15 protein-coding genes are annotated in these 15678 nt (G+C 55.1%); 14 read left to right on the top strand and 1 reads right to left on the bottom strand.

Annotated features, from left to right (window positions below; translation table 11 throughout):
• Window positions 1–51 precede the first annotated feature (51 nt).
• A complete protein-coding gene (gene rihA, locus ACOTW6_RS04540) occupies window positions 52–993 on the top strand; it encodes a pyrimidine-specific ribonucleoside hydrolase RihA (protein WP_062932198.1) in 942 nt (313 codons plus the stop codon).
• 54 nt (window positions 994–1047) lie between these two features.
• Here rihA and ACOTW6_RS04535 read toward each other — a convergent pair whose 3' ends face one another.
• Window positions 1048–1530 (bottom strand): zinc ribbon-containing protein, encoded by a 483-nt coding sequence (locus ACOTW6_RS04535; protein WP_003858689.1) that lies wholly within the window; start codon window positions 1528–1530, stop codon window positions 1048–1050.
• A gap of 214 nt (window positions 1531–1744) precedes the next feature.
• On the opposite strand from ACOTW6_RS04535, the gene leuS reads away from it, so the two are divergent.
• The 13 genes from leuS to ACOTW6_RS04470 all read left to right on the top strand — a co-directional run bounded on the left by leuS (window position 1745) and on the right by ACOTW6_RS04470 (window position 15528).
• Window positions 1745–4327, top strand: a complete 2583-nt coding sequence (gene leuS, locus ACOTW6_RS04530; RefSeq protein WP_213788909.1) for a leucine--tRNA ligase — start codon at window positions 1745–1747, stop codon at window positions 4325–4327.
• 14 nt (window positions 4328–4341) lie between these two features.
• Window positions 4342–4911: an LPS assembly lipoprotein LptE gene (gene lptE, locus ACOTW6_RS04525; protein ID WP_062932200.1), complete on the top strand. Its 570-nt coding sequence runs from the start codon at window positions 4342–4344 to the stop codon at window positions 4909–4911.
• On the top strand, window positions 4911–5942 hold the full coding sequence (holA, locus tag ACOTW6_RS04520) for a DNA polymerase III subunit delta (protein ID WP_062932201.1): 1032 nt from the start codon (window positions 4911–4913) through the stop codon (window positions 5940–5942). The genes lptE and holA overlap by 1 nt, the downstream gene beginning before the upstream one ends.
• Entirely contained in the window at window positions 5935–6600 is a 666-nt protein-coding gene (gene nadD / locus ACOTW6_RS04515; protein WP_062932202.1) for a nicotinate-nucleotide adenylyltransferase, read from the top strand. The genes holA and nadD overlap by 8 nt, the downstream gene beginning before the upstream one ends.
• A 268-nt stretch (window positions 6601–6868) precedes the next feature.
• Window positions 6869–7186 (top strand): ribosome silencing factor, encoded by a 318-nt coding sequence (gene rsfS, locus ACOTW6_RS04510; protein WP_003858696.1) that lies wholly within the window; start codon window positions 6869–6871, stop codon window positions 7184–7186.
• Window positions 7187–7189: 3 nt separating this feature from the next.
• Window positions 7190–7657, top strand: coding sequence for a 23S rRNA (pseudouridine(1915)-N(3))-methyltransferase RlmH (gene rlmH, locus ACOTW6_RS04505; protein WP_003858701.1), 468 nt, complete (start codon window positions 7190–7192; stop codon window positions 7655–7657).
• A gap of 28 nt (window positions 7658–7685) precedes the next feature.
• Window positions 7686–9587, top strand: coding sequence for a peptidoglycan DD-transpeptidase MrdA (gene mrdA / locus ACOTW6_RS04500; protein WP_015571138.1), 1902 nt, complete (start codon window positions 7686–7688; stop codon window positions 9585–9587).
• 2 nt (window positions 9588–9589) lie between these two features.
• Window positions 9590–10702: a peptidoglycan glycosyltransferase MrdB gene (mrdB, locus tag ACOTW6_RS04495; RefSeq protein WP_015571139.1), complete on the top strand. Its 1113-nt coding sequence runs from the start codon at window positions 9590–9592 to the stop codon at window positions 10700–10702.
• A gap of 16 nt (window positions 10703–10718) precedes the next feature.
• Window positions 10719–11825 (top strand): endolytic peptidoglycan transglycosylase RlpA, encoded by a 1107-nt coding sequence (gene rlpA, locus ACOTW6_RS04490; protein WP_213788911.1) that lies wholly within the window; start codon window positions 10719–10721, stop codon window positions 11823–11825.
• Window positions 11826–11964: 139 nt separating this feature from the next.
• On the top strand, window positions 11965–13176 hold the full coding sequence (gene dacA / locus ACOTW6_RS04485; RefSeq protein WP_003858714.1) for a D-alanyl-D-alanine carboxypeptidase DacA: 1212 nt from the start codon (window positions 11965–11967) through the stop codon (window positions 13174–13176).
• Between the two features lie 107 nt (window positions 13177–13283).
• Window positions 13284–13547, top strand: a complete 264-nt coding sequence (gene ybeD / locus ACOTW6_RS04480) for a DUF493 family protein YbeD (protein WP_003858718.1) — start codon at window positions 13284–13286, stop codon at window positions 13545–13547.
• 94 nt (window positions 13548–13641) lie between these two features.
• Window positions 13642–14283, top strand: coding sequence for a lipoyl(octanoyl) transferase LipB (gene lipB / locus ACOTW6_RS04475; RefSeq protein ID WP_017382471.1), 642 nt, complete (start codon window positions 13642–13644; stop codon window positions 14281–14283).
• Window positions 14284–14574: 291 nt separating this feature from the next.
• Complete coding sequence (locus ACOTW6_RS04470) at window positions 14575–15528, top strand: YbeF family transcriptional regulator (protein WP_063133821.1); 954 nt, start codon at window positions 14575–14577, stop codon at window positions 15526–15528.
• Window positions 15529–15678: the final 150 nt, after the last annotated feature.

Raw genomic sequence — 15678 nt, 5'->3', positions numbered from 1 at the left:
CACATCGCAGCGTTAACCTTGTCACAAATAATGCTGAGAATGGAGAACGCTATGGCACAGCCAATTATTCTCGACTGCGATCCGGGTCATGATGACGCGATCGCACTCGTCCTTGCTCTTGCTTCCCCTGAACTGGACGTAAAAGCTGTCACCTCCTCCGCCGGAAACCAGACGCCGGATAAAACCTTGCGAAACGTGTTGCGCATGTTGACGCTGCTGAAACGCACCGATATTCCGGTCTCTGGTGGCGCCGTTAAGCCGCTGATGCGCGAGCTGATCATTGCGGATAACGTTCACGGTGAAAGTGGGCTGGATGGTCCGGCGCTGCCGGAGCCGGATTTCGCACCGCAAAACTGCACTGCCGTCGAGCTCATGGCGAAGGTGCTACGTGAAAGCGCCGAGCCCGTGACGCTGGTGGCGACCGGCCCGCAGACCAACGTTGCGCTGCTGCTGAACAGCCATCCTGAACTGCACAGCAACATCGCCCGTATCGTCATCATGGGCGGGGCAATGGGGCTGGGAAACTGGACGCCAGCCGCGGAATTCAACATCTTCGTTGACCCGGAAGCCGCGGAAATCGTCTTCCAGTCTGGCCTGCCGATTGTGATGGCGGGGCTGGACGTTACCCACCGCGCACAAATTATGGCGCAGGACATCGAACGATTCCGTTCTGTGGGCAACCCGGTTGCAACGACCGTGGCAGAGCTGCTCGACTTCTTTATGGAGTATCACAAAGCCGAGAAGTGGGGCTTCCACGGCGCCCCGCTGCATGACCCATGCACCATCGCCTGGCTGCTGAAGCCGGAGATGTTTACCACGGTCGAGCGTTGGGTTGGTGTGGAAACACAGGGGAAATATACCCAGGGAATGACGGTGGTGGACTATTACTCGCTGACGGGAAACAAGCCGAATACCACGGTGATGGTGGATATCGATCGGGAAGCGTTTGTGGATTTGCTGGCGGAGCGGCTGGCTTATTATTCTGCGGCCTGATGCCCTCACCCCGACCCTCTCCCTGTGGGAGAGGGAATAAACCTGCGCTTTTACTTATGGCTCAAATGGCCGACGCTGGAACTGGTCGTGCCCGCACTTCGGACACAGCGACAACACCTCTGGCGTATAAACGGCTATATGGTGGTGGCACTTCTCACACACCAGATTCCCCAACCCCACTACTTCGCCGCTGTGATAGACACCGTGGTGGTTTAAATCCTGAAACACCTCACGCCATTCCAGCTGAGTTTTATCGGTAATATCCGCCAGCTCCTGCCACAGGCTCTCTTTAATGACCCGCATAAAAACGCTGTCGGCGATCTCGTCCTGGCTCTCTTCATAGCTTCGCGCAAACTCCTCCAGATCGCGACGCACGGCGCGCGTTACCTCTTCCACTTCGGTTCGCGTTAACTCACCCGTTTGCGTCACGCGTGCGCGTGCCTGTTCGACCAGCGCGTCGATATCACGCTCGCCGTTACGCAGCCGTTCCGTCAGAGTCGCTACCAGTTCACGGTAAAATTGAGCAACCTTGTTCATCATTTTGCCTCCCGGGTAAGTAACTGTCTCTAATAATAGACCTTATTTCGCCGCCGCTTTGTCAGGTGAAGCACAGACCCGGTAAATTCCTGCAAAGTGCATTTGCGTGAAAGGCTGTTTTGACGCGGGCGTTTGGGCTATGCTATGCGGATCTGAATTACCACATCCATTGGCTACATTTGTAGCTGTATTGAACACAGGACCACTGGCTGCCATGCAAGAGCAATACCGCCCGGAAGAGATAGAATCAAAAGTCCAGCAACACTGGGACGAGAAGCGCACCTTTGAAGTAACCGAAGACGAGAGCAAAGAGAAGTATTACTGCCTGTCGATGCTTCCCTATCCTTCTGGTCGACTACACATGGGCCACGTGCGTAACTACACCATCGGTGACGTGATTGCGCGCTACCAGCGTATGCTGGGCAAAAACGTGCTTCAGCCTATCGGCTGGGATGCGTTCGGCCTGCCTGCTGAAGGCGCGGCGGTGAAAAACAACACGGCACCGGCGCCGTGGACGTACGACAACATCGCGTACATGAAAAACCAGCTGAAAATGCTGGGCTTCGGCTATGACTGGAGCCGCGAGCTGGCAACCTGTACCCCGGAATACTACCGCTGGGAGCAGAAATTCTTCACCGAGCTGTATAAAAAAGGCCTGGTGTACAAGAAGACCTCTGCCGTTAACTGGTGCCCGAATGACCAGACCGTTCTCGCGAACGAACAGGTTATCGATGGCTGCTGCTGGCGCTGCGACACCAAAGTAGAGCGTAAAGAGATCCCGCAGTGGTTTATCAAAATCACTGCCTACGCTGACGAACTGCTGAACGATCTGGATAATCTGGACCACTGGCCAGATACCGTTAAGACCATGCAGCGCAACTGGATCGGCCGTTCCGAAGGTGTGGAAATTACCTTCAACGTTGAGAACTACGACCAGACCCTGACCGTCTACACCACCCGTCCGGACACCTTTATGGGCGCGACCTACCTGGCCGTGGCCGCAGGTCACCCGCTGGCGCAGAAAGCGGCAGAAAACAATCCGGAACTGGCGACCTTCATCGACGAATGCCGCAATACTAAAGTGGCCGAAGCCGACATGGCGATGATGGAGAAAAAAGGCGTTGATACCGGCTTTAAAGCCATTCACCCACTGACGGGCGAAGCGATCCCTGTCTGGGCCGCCAACTTCGTACTGATGGAATACGGCAGAGGCGCCGTGATGGCCGTGCCGGGTCACGACCAGCGCGACTACGAATTTGCCACCAAATACGGCCTGACCATCAAGCCTGTTATTCTTGCTGCTGACGGCTCTGAACCGGATCTCTCTGAGCAAGCGCTGACTGAAAAAGGCACCCTGTTTAACTCCGGTGAGTTCAGCGGCCTGAGCTTCGAAGAGGGCTTCAACGCCATCGCCGACAAGCTGGCCTCCCTGGGCGTGGGCGAGCGTAAAGTGAACTACCGTCTGCGCGACTGGGGCGTTTCCCGTCAGCGTTACTGGGGTGCGCCAATCCCAATGGTGACTCTGGAAGATGGCACCGTGATGCCAACGCCGGAAGATCAGCTGCCGGTGATCCTGCCGGAAGACGTGGTCATGGACGGCATCACCAGCCCGATCAAAGCCGATCCTGAGTGGGCGAAAACCACCGTCAACGGTCAGCCTGCGCTGCGTGAAACCGACACCTTTGACACCTTTATGGAATCCTCCTGGTACTATGCGCGCTACACCTGCCCGCAGTACAAAGAAGGCATGCTGGATTCCGATGCAGCAAACTACTGGCTGCCGGTAGACATCTACATCGGTGGCATTGAACACGCCATCATGCACCTGCTCTACTTCCGCTTCTTCCACAAACTGATGCGTGACGCAGGCCTCGTCAACTCCGACGAGCCGGCAAAACAGCTGCTGTGTCAGGGTATGGTGCTGGCAGATGCGTTCTACTACGTTGGCGCGAACGGCGAGCGTAACTGGGTTTCTCCGGTTGATGCGATTGTGGAGCGCGACGAGAAAGGCCGTATCGTGAAGGCGAAAGACGCCGAAGGTCATGAACTGGTGTATACCGGCATGAGCAAGATGTCCAAGTCGAAAAATAACGGTATCGACCCGCAGGTAATGGTTGAGCGTTACGGCGCTGACACCGTGCGTCTGTTCATGATGTTCGCTTCCCCGGCAGATATGACGCTGGAATGGCAGGAATCCGGCGTTGAAGGGGCAAACCGCTTCCTGAAGCGCGTCTGGAAACTGGTGTACGAGCACACCTCTCAGGGTGATGCGCCAGCGCTGAACGTGGCTGCACTGAGCGAAGATCAGCAGGCGCTGCGTCGTGATGTTCATAAAACCATTGCGAAAGTCACCGATGATATTGGTCGTCGTCAGACCTTCAATACCGCAATTGCGGCTATTATGGAACTGATGAACAAGCTGGCGAAAGCTCCGCAGGATGGCGAGCAGGATCGCGCGTTAATGCGTGAAGCGCTGCTGGCGGTCGTTCGCATGCTGAACCCGTTCACGCCGCACGTTAGCTTCACCCTGTGGCAGGAACTGAAAGGCGAAGGCGATATCGACAACGCGCCGTGGCCAGTGGCGGATGAATCCGCTATGGTGGAAAATACCACGCTGGTGGTGGTGCAGGTTAACGGTAAAGTGCGCGGTAAAATTACCGTCGCGGTCGACGCAACCGAAGAACAGGTTCGCGAGCGCGCAGGCCAGGAGCATCTGGTCGCGAAATACCTTGAGGGCGTTACCGTACGTAAAGTGATCTACGTACCGGGTAAACTGCTGAATCTGGTCGTTGGCTAAGCGCGGGAGGAAACGTGCGACAACTGGCAACAATACTCTTATCTCTGGCGGTGCTGGTCACCGCTGGCTGTGGCTGGCACCTGCGCAACACCACGGCAGTGCCTGCTCAGATGAAAACAATGATCTTCGACTCATCCGATCCGAACGGACCGCTGAGCCGGGCCATTCGTAACCAGCTGCGTTTGAACGATGTTGAGCTGATCGAGAAGGAAACCCTGCGTCAGGATGTTCCTTCGCTTCGCGTCCTGAAATCAACGCTGTCACAAGATACGGCCTCGATCTTCCAGGATGGGCGGACGGCGGAATATCAGATGGTGCTTACCGTTGATGCGGCCGTCTTGATGCCAGGTAAAGATATTTACCCTATCAGTACCAAAGTCTACCGCTCGTTCTTTGATAACCCGCAGACGGCGCTGGCAAAAGACGCCGAACAGCAGATTATCATCAAGGAAATGTACGATAAGGCCGCGGAACAGCTGATCCGCAGACTGCCTGCCATTGCCGCGTCGACGAAAAAAGGCGCTGACGTCATCGAAACACCGGATGCCAGCACGCCGGATATGCCAACGTCGCTGGGTAACTGATGATCAGGTTGTATCCTGAACAACTCCGCGCGCAGCTCAACGAAGGGCTGCGCGCGGCCTATCTGCTACTCGGCAATGACCCCCTGTTACTTCAGGAAAGCCTTGATGCGGTTCGCCATGCGGCAGCCGCGCAGGGTTTCGATGAGCATCATACGTTCCAGATCGATAACAGTACCGACTGGAACGCTATCTTCTCGCTTTGTCAGGCCATGAGCCTGTTTGCCTCTCGTCAGACAATCCAGATCCTGCTGCCGGAGAATGGACCTAACGCTGCCATCAATGAACAGCTGGCTATGCTCGTGAGTTTGTTACACGGCGATCTGCTGCTTATCGTACGCGGCAACAAACTCACAAAAGCGCAGGAAAACGCGGCCTGGTTTACCCGGCTTGCCCCCAGTGCGGTGCTGATCACCTGCCAGACGCCAGAGCAGGCACATCTGCCAAAATGGGTTGCCGCGCGAGCCAGGCAGCACAATTTGCAGCTGGATGAGGCCGCCAGTCAGCTCCTGTGCTACTGCTACGAAGGCAACCTTCTGGCACTGGCGCAGGCGCTGGACAGGCTAGCCCTGCTGTGGCCCGATGGCAAGCTGACGCTGCCGCGCGTGGAACAGGCGGTGAATGATGCCGCGCACTTTACCCCCTTCCACTGGGTTGATGCGCTGCTGTCGGCGAAAAGTAAGCGTGCTCTGCACATCCTGCAACAGCTGCGCCTGGAAGGGAGTGAGCCGGTCATCCTGCTCCGTACGCTCCAGCGCGAATTACTGCTGCTGAACAACCTTAAACGCCAGTCGGCACATACACCCCTGCGCGCCTTATTCGACAAACATCGCGTCTGGCAAAACCGTCGGGCGATGACCACGGAGGCGATAAACCGCCTGAGCCAGGAGCAGTTGCGTCAGGCAGTGCAACTTCTGATGCGCGCCGAACTGACGTTAAAACAGGATTACGGCCAGTCTGTCTGGGCGGAGCTGGAGAGCCTCTCTTTGCTGCTCTGCCATAAGGCGCTGGCAGACGTATTTATCGATGGGTGATATGCATTCTTTACAGGCCATGTATGGCGGGACCTTCGACCCGGTACACTATGGACATCTTAAGCCGGTAGAAATCCTCGCGAATTTGATTGGGTTGCAGCGGGTAATCATCATGCCCAACAATGTTCCGCCGCACCGTCCTCAGCCAGAAGCAACCAGCGAGCAGCGTAAAGCGATGCTCGCACTGGCTATAGCCGATAAGCCTCTCTTCACGCTGGATGAGCGTGAACTGCGCAGGGATACCCCTTCCTGGACATCGCAAACGCTGCGGGAGTGGCGCGCTGAGCAAGGGCCCATGAAACCGCTGGCGTTTATCATCGGCCAGGATTCCTTGCTCAACTTTCCCAGCTGGTACCAGTACGAAACCATCCTGGAAAACAGTCATCTGCTGGTCTGCCGCCGTCCGGGCTACCCGCTGACCATGCGCGAGGCGCAGCATCAGCAGTGGCTTGACGCGCATCTGACGGACAATATAGAAGACCTGCACAGTCTCCCCGCCGGGAAAATTTACCTCGCTGAAACGCCGTGGTTTGATATTTCCGCAACCCTCATCCGCGAGCGTCTCCAGCAGGGTTTAGACTGTGACGATCTCCTCCCCTCGTCCGTGCTGGCCTATATCCATGCGCACGGTCTGTATCAGAAAAGTACAGATGTCTGATCATCGCCGGCGAAATTGTCCGTTAATGATTATCCTGCCTTGACAGGCTAAGCCATACTGATATCCTCCGCTGCCAGACTTTCCCGCCGATCGCTGCTTTACAGAAATTGTTTTACAAAAATGGCGATGCAATCTCAGGCGGAGGGTGGGATGATACCCGCCTTCAAAAGCCGGGCGGTGACATTTGTCCCGCGACTGGCGTCAGTTCAGGTATACTGACTGGCCACGAAATCATAGTTGTATAATCTCATTCACCCAGGGGGAAAACTTGCAGGGTAAAGCACTCCAGGATTTTGTTATCGACAAAATTGATGACCTGAAAGGTCAGGACATCATCGCTATCGACGTTAAGGGTAAATCCAGCATCACCGACTGCATGATCATCTGCACCGGGACCTCAACTCGTCACGTTGTTTCGATTGCTGACCATGTTGTTCAGGAATCGCGCGCGGCAGGGCTGCTTCCGCTGGGCGTTGAAGGTGAAGCGACCGCTGACTGGGTGGTTGTCGATCTCGGCGATGTGATTGTCCACGTCATGCAGGAAGAGAGCCGTCGCCTGTATGAGCTGGAAAAACTCTGGGGTTAATGCGTGAAGTTGCAACTGGTCGCCGTCGGCACCAAAATGCCGGACTGGGTACAAACCGGTTTTACTGAGTATCTGCGTCGTTTCCCAAAAGATATGCCGTTCGAACTGGTGGAGATCCCAGCAGGAAAGCGCGGCAAGAACGCAGATATCAAACGTATTCTCGATAAAGAGGGAGAGCTGATGCTGGCTGCCGCAGGCAAAAACCGCATCGTGACCCTCGATATCCCGGGCAAACCCTGGGATACGCCGCAGCTGGCGCACGAACTGGAGCGCTGGAAGCAGGATGGTCGGGACGTCAGTCTGTTGATTGGCGGACCAGAGGGGTTATCTCCCGCCTGCAAAGCGGCAGCAGAACAAAGTTGGTCACTCTCGGCGCTGACGCTGCCCCACCCGCTTGTACGGGTTCTCGTGGCAGAAAGTTTGTATCGCGCATGGAGCATCACTACCAACCACCCTTATCACCGCGAGTAATGACTGACCAGGGTAATTTAAGCAGCGGATGAAACTACAGAATTCTTTTCGCGACTATACGGCTGAGTCCGCGCTGTTTGTGCGCCGGGCGCTGGTCGCCTTTACGGGGATTTTGCTGCTTACCGGCGTGCTGATCGCCAACCTCTATAATCTGCAAATTGTCCGCTATACCGATTACCAGACCCGCTCAAACGAAAACCGTATCAAGCTGGTGCCCATCGCGCCCAGCCGCGGCATTATCTACGATCGTAACGGCACGCCGCTGGCGCTTAATCGCACCATCTACCAGATAGAGATGATGCCCGAGAAAGTGGATAACGTGCAGGATACGCTGAACGCGCTGAGAAGCGTTGTCGACCTGACTGATGACGATATCGCTGCGTTCAAAAAAGAGCGCGCACGTTCTCACCGATTCACCTCCATTCCGGTAAAAACCAACCTGACAGAAGTGCAGGTCGCCCGTTTTGCCGTTAACCAGTACCGTTTCCCCGGTGTGGAAGTCAAAGGCTATAAACGCCGCTACTATCCTTACGGCTCCGCGCTGACGCACGTCATCGGTTACGTCTCCAAAATCAACGATAAAGACGTCGAACGCCTTGATAAAGACGGCAAGCTGGCTAACTACGCCGCAACCCATGATATTGGCAAGCTGGGGATCGAACGTTATTACGAAGATGTGCTGCACGGTCAGACCGGTTATGAAGAGGTTGAAGTTAACAACCGTGGCCGCGTGATCCGTCAGCTGAAAGAGGTTCCCCCGCAGGCGGGACATGACGTCTATCTGACGCTCGACCTGAAGCTACAGCAGTATATCGAGACGCTGCTGGCGGGTAGCCGTGCGGCGGTTATCGTGACCGACCCGCGTACCGGCGGCATTCTGGCGATGGTTTCCATGCCAAGCTACGATCCGAACCTCTTCGTGGATGGCATCTCCAGCAAGGATTACTCCGGCCTGCTCAACGATCCAAACACGCCGCTGGTAAACCGCGCAACGCAGGGGGTTTATCCTCCAGCTTCAACGGTTAAACCGTATGTCGCCGTGTCTGCGCTGAGTGCGGGCGTCATCACCCGTAATACCAGTCTGTTTGACCCCGGCTGGTGGCAGTTGCCTGGCTCTGAGAAACGCTACCGCGACTGGAAAAAATGGGGCCACGGCCATCTGAACGTGACCAAATCACTGGAGGAGTCGGCGGATACCTTCTTCTATCAGGTCGCCTACGACATGGGTATTGACCGTCTGTCTGAATGGATGAGCAAATTCGGCTACGGGCATTACACCGGTATAGATTTGGCGGAAGAGCGTTCCGGCAACATGCCAACCCGCGAATGGAAGCTGAAGCGCTTTAAAAAACCCTGGTATCAGGGTGACACCATTCCGGTGGGGATCGGCCAGGGCTACTGGACGGCAACGCCGCTGCAAATGAACAAGGCGATGATGATCCTCATTAACGATGGCGTCGTGAAAGTGCCGCACCTGCTGCAAAGCACCGTTGAAGACGGCAAAAAAGTGCCGTGGATACAGCCGCACGAGCCGCCGGTGGGTGACATTCATTCCGGGTACTGGGAAATCGCGAAAGACGGCATGTACGGTGTAGCCAACCGCCCTAACGGGACGGCGCACAAATATTTCGCTGGCGCACCGTATAAGGTAGCCGCGAAATCAGGTACGGCTCAGGTCTTCGGTCTGAAAGCGAATGAAACCTATAACGCACATAAAATTGCCGAACGTCTGCGTGACCACAAGCTCATGACGGCGTTTGCCCCTTATGATAACCCGCAGGTTGCGGTGGCGATGATTCTGGAGAACGGCGGCGCAGGCCCGGCGGTGGGTACCATCATGCGTCAAATCCTCGACCACATCATGCTGGGTGACAACAACACCGAACTGCCAGCTGAAAACCCGGCAGCCGCTGCGGCGGAGGACCAATAATCATGACGGATAATCCGAATAAAAAATCGCTGTGGGACAAGATCCACATCGATCCAGCCATGCTGCTGATCCTGCTGGCTCTGCTGGTCTATAGCGCCCTCGTTATCTGGAGCGCCAGCGGCCAGGATATCGGCATGATGGAGCGTAAAATCGGCCAGATCGCCATGGGTCTGGTCATTATGGTGGTGATGGCGCAAATACCGCCGCGCGTGTACGAGGGCTGGGCGCCCTATCTCTATATTTTCTGTATCATTTTGTTGGTGGCAGTAGATGCTTTCGGCGCCATCTCGAAAGGGGCGCAACGCTGGCTGGATCTGGGGATTGTTCGCTTCCAGCCGTCGGAAATCGCCAAAATCGCCGTCCCGCTGATGGTGGCGCGCTTTATTAACCGCGACGTCTGCCCGCCGTCGTTGAAAAATACCGCCATTGCGCTGGTGCTGATTTTCCTGCCGACGCTGCTCGTGGCCGCACAGCCGGACCTCGGTACTTCAATTCTTATCGCCCTCTCCGGCCTGTTCGTCCTGTTCCTGTCCGGCCTGAGCTGGCGTTTGATCGGTATCGCCGTGGTGCTGGTTGCCGCGTTTATCCCTATCCTCTGGTTCTTCCTGATGCATGATTACCAGCGTCAGCGCGTTATGATGCTGCTCGATCCCGAGACCGATCCGCTGGGCGCAGGCTATCATATTATTCAGTCGAAGATTGCGATTGGCTCCGGCGGCCTGCGTGGTAAAGGCTGGCTGCACGGTACGCAGTCGCAGCTCGAATTTTTACCGGAACGCCACACCGACTTTATCTTTGCCGTTCTGGCTGAGGAGTTGGGGCTGGTAGGCATCCTGGTGCTGCTTGCACTCTACGTGCTGCTGATCATGCGAGGTTTGTGGATTGCCGCGCGCGCGCAAACCACCTTTGGTCGCGTGATGGCAGGCGGATTAATGTTGATTTTGTTCGTTTATGTCTTCGTAAATATTGGTATGGTGAGTGGGATCCTGCCGGTTGTTGGCGTACCGCTGCCGCTGGTGAGTTACGGGGGCTCGGCACTGATCGTGTTGATGGCCGGGTTTGGTATCGTCATGTCGATCCATACCCACAGGAAAATGTTGTCCAAAAGCGTATAAAAATAAGGGGATCGCAATGCGTAAGCAGTGGCTGGGGATCTGCATCGCAGCAAGTTTACTTGCCGCCTGTACAAGTGATGATGGTCAGCAACAGGCAACCGTCGCGCCGCCGCAGCCTGCGGTCTGTAATGGCCCGATTGTTGAGATTAGCGGTGCCGATCCCGTTTATGAACCGCTGAACGCCAGCGTGAATCAGGATTATCAGCGCGACGGTAAAAGCTATAAAATCGTTCAGGACCCTTCCCGTTTCAGCCAGGCTGGCTTTGCTGCCATCTATGACGCTGAGCCCGGCAGCAATCTGACCGCGTCGGGTGAAACCTTCGATCCGATGCAGATCACGGCGGCACACCCGACGTTGCCTGTCCCGAGCTATGCACGCATCACTAACCTGGCGAATGGCCGAATGATCGTGGTGCGTATCAACGATCGCGGTCCTTACGGCAGCGATCGCGTGATCTCCCTGTCCCGCGCGGCGGCCGACCGTCTGAACACCTCAAACAATACTAAAGTGCGTATCGACCCGATTATCGTGGCGCAGGATGGTTCGCTGTCTGGCCCGGGCACGGCCTGTACCACGGTCGCGAAACAGACCTATGCCCTGCCTGCGCGTCCGGATCTGAGCGGTGGTATGGGGGGCGCTTCAACGCCGGCAGAGCCCACACAGCCGCAGGGTGAAGTGCGTGCTATCAGCAACGATACGCTGCAAAGTGAAGACGCGACAGGCGCCCCGGTGAAAAGCAGTGGTTTCCTTGGCGCACCCACCACGTTAGCGCCGGGCGTGATTGAATCAAATGAACCTGCCCCAGCGCCTGCGCCCGTCGTTGCTGCACCCGCTACACAACCCGCCCCGGTAACCGCGCCTGCTGCTACGCAGACTGCGGCGCCTGCGACGGCGAGCGGCAGCTACGTGGTTCAGGTTGGCGCCGTCAGCGATCGGACCCGTGCAGAACAATATCAGCAGCGTTTAAGCAAGCAGTTTGGCGTGCCAGGCCGCGTTGAGCAAAACGGTGCGGTATGGCGTATCCAGATGGGTCCGTTTGCCAGCAAATCGCAGGCAGCATCCCTGCAACAGCGTTTGCAGAGCGAGGCGCAGCTCCAGTCGTTTATCGCTGTTGCAAAATAATTAATCGGTGGTATCCGAAATGTCAGTTTGTGTAAAGCACGTTAACACTCTCATGATGAAAGTCGGATGCCTGCCCGTATAGCATTTGCTATAGTAAGGCACTTTTTTTAATTCCATCACGGATGTCGTAGTTCTGACCATGAAGACCACTTTTTCTGCTCGTTTTGTGCAGCGCATGGCGCTGACCACGGCCCTTTGCGCTGCTGCGTTCTCCGCAGCTCACGCGGACGACCTGAACATCAAGACCATGATCCCTGGCGTTCCGCAGATCGACGCGGAATCCTACATCCTGATTGATTACAACTCCGGCAAAGTTCTGGCAGAACAGAACGCCGATGCCCGCCGCGATCCGGCCAGCCTGACCAAAATGATGACCAGCTATGTTATCGGTCAGGCCATGAAAGCAGGCAAATTCAAAGAAACCGACCTGGTGACCATCGGTAACGATGCGTGGGCAACCGGCAACCCGGTGTTCAAAGGTTCATCGCTGATGTTCCTGAAGCCTGGCATGCAGGTTCCGGTCTCTCAGCTTATCCGTGGCATCAACTTGCAGTCCGGTAACGACGCCTGCGTGGCCATGGCCGATTTTGCCGCAGGCAGCCAGGACGCGTTTGTGGGCCTGATGAACAGCTACGTCTCCGCCCTGGGCCTGAAAAACAGCCACTTCCAGACCGTTCACGGCCTGGACGCCGAGGGTCAGTACAGCTCCGCGCGTGATATGGCGCTGATCGGCCAGGCGCTGATCCGCGATGTGCCAAACGAGTACTCTATCTACAAAGAGAAAGAGTTCACCTTCAACGGCATTCGTCAGACCAACCGTAACGGCCTGCTGTGGGACAACAGCCTGAACGTCGACGGTATCAAAACCGGCCACACCGACAAAGCCGGCTATAACCTGGTGGCCTCCGCCACTGAAGGCCAGATGCGTCTGATCTCTGCCGTGATGGGGGGACGTACGTTTAAAGGTCGCGAAACGGAAAGCAAAAAACTGCTGACCTGGGGCTTCCGCTTCTTCGAAACCGTGAACCCGCTGAAAGCCGGTAAAGAATTTGCCTCTGAACCTGTCTGGTTTGGCGATAACGACCGCGCTTCCCTGGGCGTGGACAAAGATCTCTATCTGACGATCCCACGTGGTCGTATGAAAGATCTGAAAGCCAGCTACGTGCTGAATACCACCGAGCTGCACGCCCCGCTGCAAAAGAATCAGGTCGTGGGTACTATCAACTTCCAGCTGGATGGCAAAACCATCGATCAGCGCCCGCTGGTGGTGCTGGAGGAAATTCCTGAAGGCAATTTCTTCGGCAAAATCATTGATTACATTAAGCTGATGTTCCATCACTGGTTTGGTTAAAAATTGAACACTTGAAAGTGTGATTTTGATCCCCATATACTACGTATCAGTAAAACTCCCGCCCCGTGGCGGGAGTTATTATTTTTTACACACACGCCGGAGCTGACATGAAAACCAAACTTAACGAACTGCTTGAATTCCCTACCCCTTTTACTTACAAAGTAATGGGTCTGGCGAAACCTGAGCTGGTTGATCAGGTGGTTGAAGTGGTACAGCGCCATGCGCCGGGCGACTACTCTCCATCAGTCAAACCGAGCAGCAAAGGTAACTACCACTCGGTCTCAATCACCATCACTGCGACACACATTGAGCAGGTTGAGACGCTGTACGAAGAGCTCGGCAATATCGAAATTGTTCGTATGGTGCTGTAGTCCCTCAGCGGTTACCCGGTTTGCCGGGTAACCCACTTCCCCGCTGTGATATACTCCCCGTTACCTATTCTCCCTTGTCTTCGGAGACGTCCTTTTGTACCAGGATAAAATTCTTGTCCGCCATCTTGGGCTACAGCCTTACGAGCCAGTCTCTCAGGCTATGCATGACTTTACCGATATGCGCGATGACACCACCCCTGATGAAATCTGGCTGGTTGAACACCTGCCGGTCTTTACTCAAGGCCAGGCAGGAAAAGCCGAACATTTATTGATGACGGGTGATATCCCGGTGATCCAGAGCGATCGCGGTGGACAGGTAACCTACCACGGCCCGGGCCAGCAGGTCATGTATGTCCTGCTTAACCTGAAACGCAGAAAGCTGGGCGTGCGTGAGCTCGTGACCTTACTGGAACAGACCGTGGTGAACACGCTCGCTGAGTACGGTATTGACGCTCACCCTCGCGCCGATGCCCCGGGTGTCTACGTGGGAGAGATGAAAATCTGTTCGCTGGGGCTGCGTATCCGTAAAGGCTGCTCGTTCCACGGGCTGGCGCTGAATATCAATATGGATCTGACCCCTTTCCAGCGCATCAACCCATGCGGGTATGCCGGTATGGAAATGACGCAAATGCGCCAGTGGGTCGATACCGCCACCCCTGAGAATATCCGCCCCGTGCTTCTGAAGAAGTTTTTAGCGCTGCTTAACAATCCTGACTACGAATATATTGCTGCTTAACACACTTCCGGCAGTGGCTCGGTTATTTGACCAGCCACTGCTTAATTGCCGCATTTACGCTTTACAATAAACCGCATATTCTATATTTTCGAGTCGCCCATATATTAGCGTCCCATATTAATTATAACCTTAATAGTACCATCACCGGGTATCGTGTAACGTGCGTGATAATCACCCAACTGCTTGTTTTCGATAAACAAGGGAAACTTACGAAACACTTTACGAATCTCTGCAAGCATAATAAATAAATTCAACTATCATTCATATTGTGAATGGATACGGAGTAAGAGCGTGGAGCCTACTAATTTACCAGCCAAACGCCTGAATGAAACCAGCGGCGAAGATAAGCCGCAAATTTTCCGGACTTTACGTAATATTGATCTCAATTTATTGACTATTTTTGAGGCGGTATATGTCCACAAAGGGATCGTTAATGCTGCGAAAATTCTTAATCTCACGCCCTCTGCAATTAGCCAGTCAATTCAAAAATTGCGCGCGATATTTCCCGATCCCTTATTTATTCGTAAAGGCCAGGGCGTAACCCCCACCGCGTACGCCACCCATCTGCATGAGTACATCAGCCAGGGTCTGGAATCGATTCTGGGCGCGCTGGATCTCACCGGCAGTTACGATAAGCAACGAACCATCACCATAGGCACCTCTCCCTCTGTGGGCGTTCTGGTCATGCCCGCTATTTACCAGGCTGTTAAACAGCATGCGCCACAGCTGCTGATCCGCAACGTGCCCGTTAACGATCCGGAAACTCAGCTGGCACAATTCCAGACGGACCTGATCATCGACAGCAATAGCTTCGCAGCCAGGGCATTAGGGCATAACGTTCTCTATACCGACTCTCTGGCGCTCGTGTGTCGTCAGAATCATCCTGCATTGGGCGCACCTTTGACGCCTGAAAATTTGCGTCATTACGAACATGCAACCTTTATGTCCGAGGGGCAGGGTCCGGATCCGCTGCGCCAGCGTATTGACGAACTGTTCCCGGACCGCCTGATCAGCTTCAGCAGTTACAATATGTTTACCCTCGCGGCCCTGATTGGCAGCAGCGATTTGCTCTGTATTATGCCTGTGCGTCTCTTCACTCTGCTTCAAAAGTGCTGGCCGCTGGAGAGTATTCCATTGAGTCAACTTACGACGGAATCTGTTGAAATCTCACTGCATTACAACAAGCTAAGCCTGCGCGATCCGGTGCTGGAAAACGTCATTAACGTGATCCGCCAGGCGTTCTGATCCCGCCTTTCAGCACAAGCCCCTGCCGCATGCGGGGCAAAAGGCACAAAACAACAACTATTTTACAAATTGGCGACCTGGCAGGCTGCTTTATCGCCCCTTTAAATGATATACTGCCTGTCGTTCGTTCAAAAATAGTTGATAATTACA

The organism is Enterobacter cloacae complex sp. IR5403 (genome assembly GCF_049238705.1).
Taxonomy (GTDB): domain Bacteria; phylum Pseudomonadota; class Gammaproteobacteria; order Enterobacterales; family Enterobacteriaceae; genus Enterobacter; species Enterobacter hormaechei_C.
The sequence above is the reverse complement of the archived record's forward strand: the minus strand, read 5'-3'. Positions and strand labels throughout refer to the sequence as shown.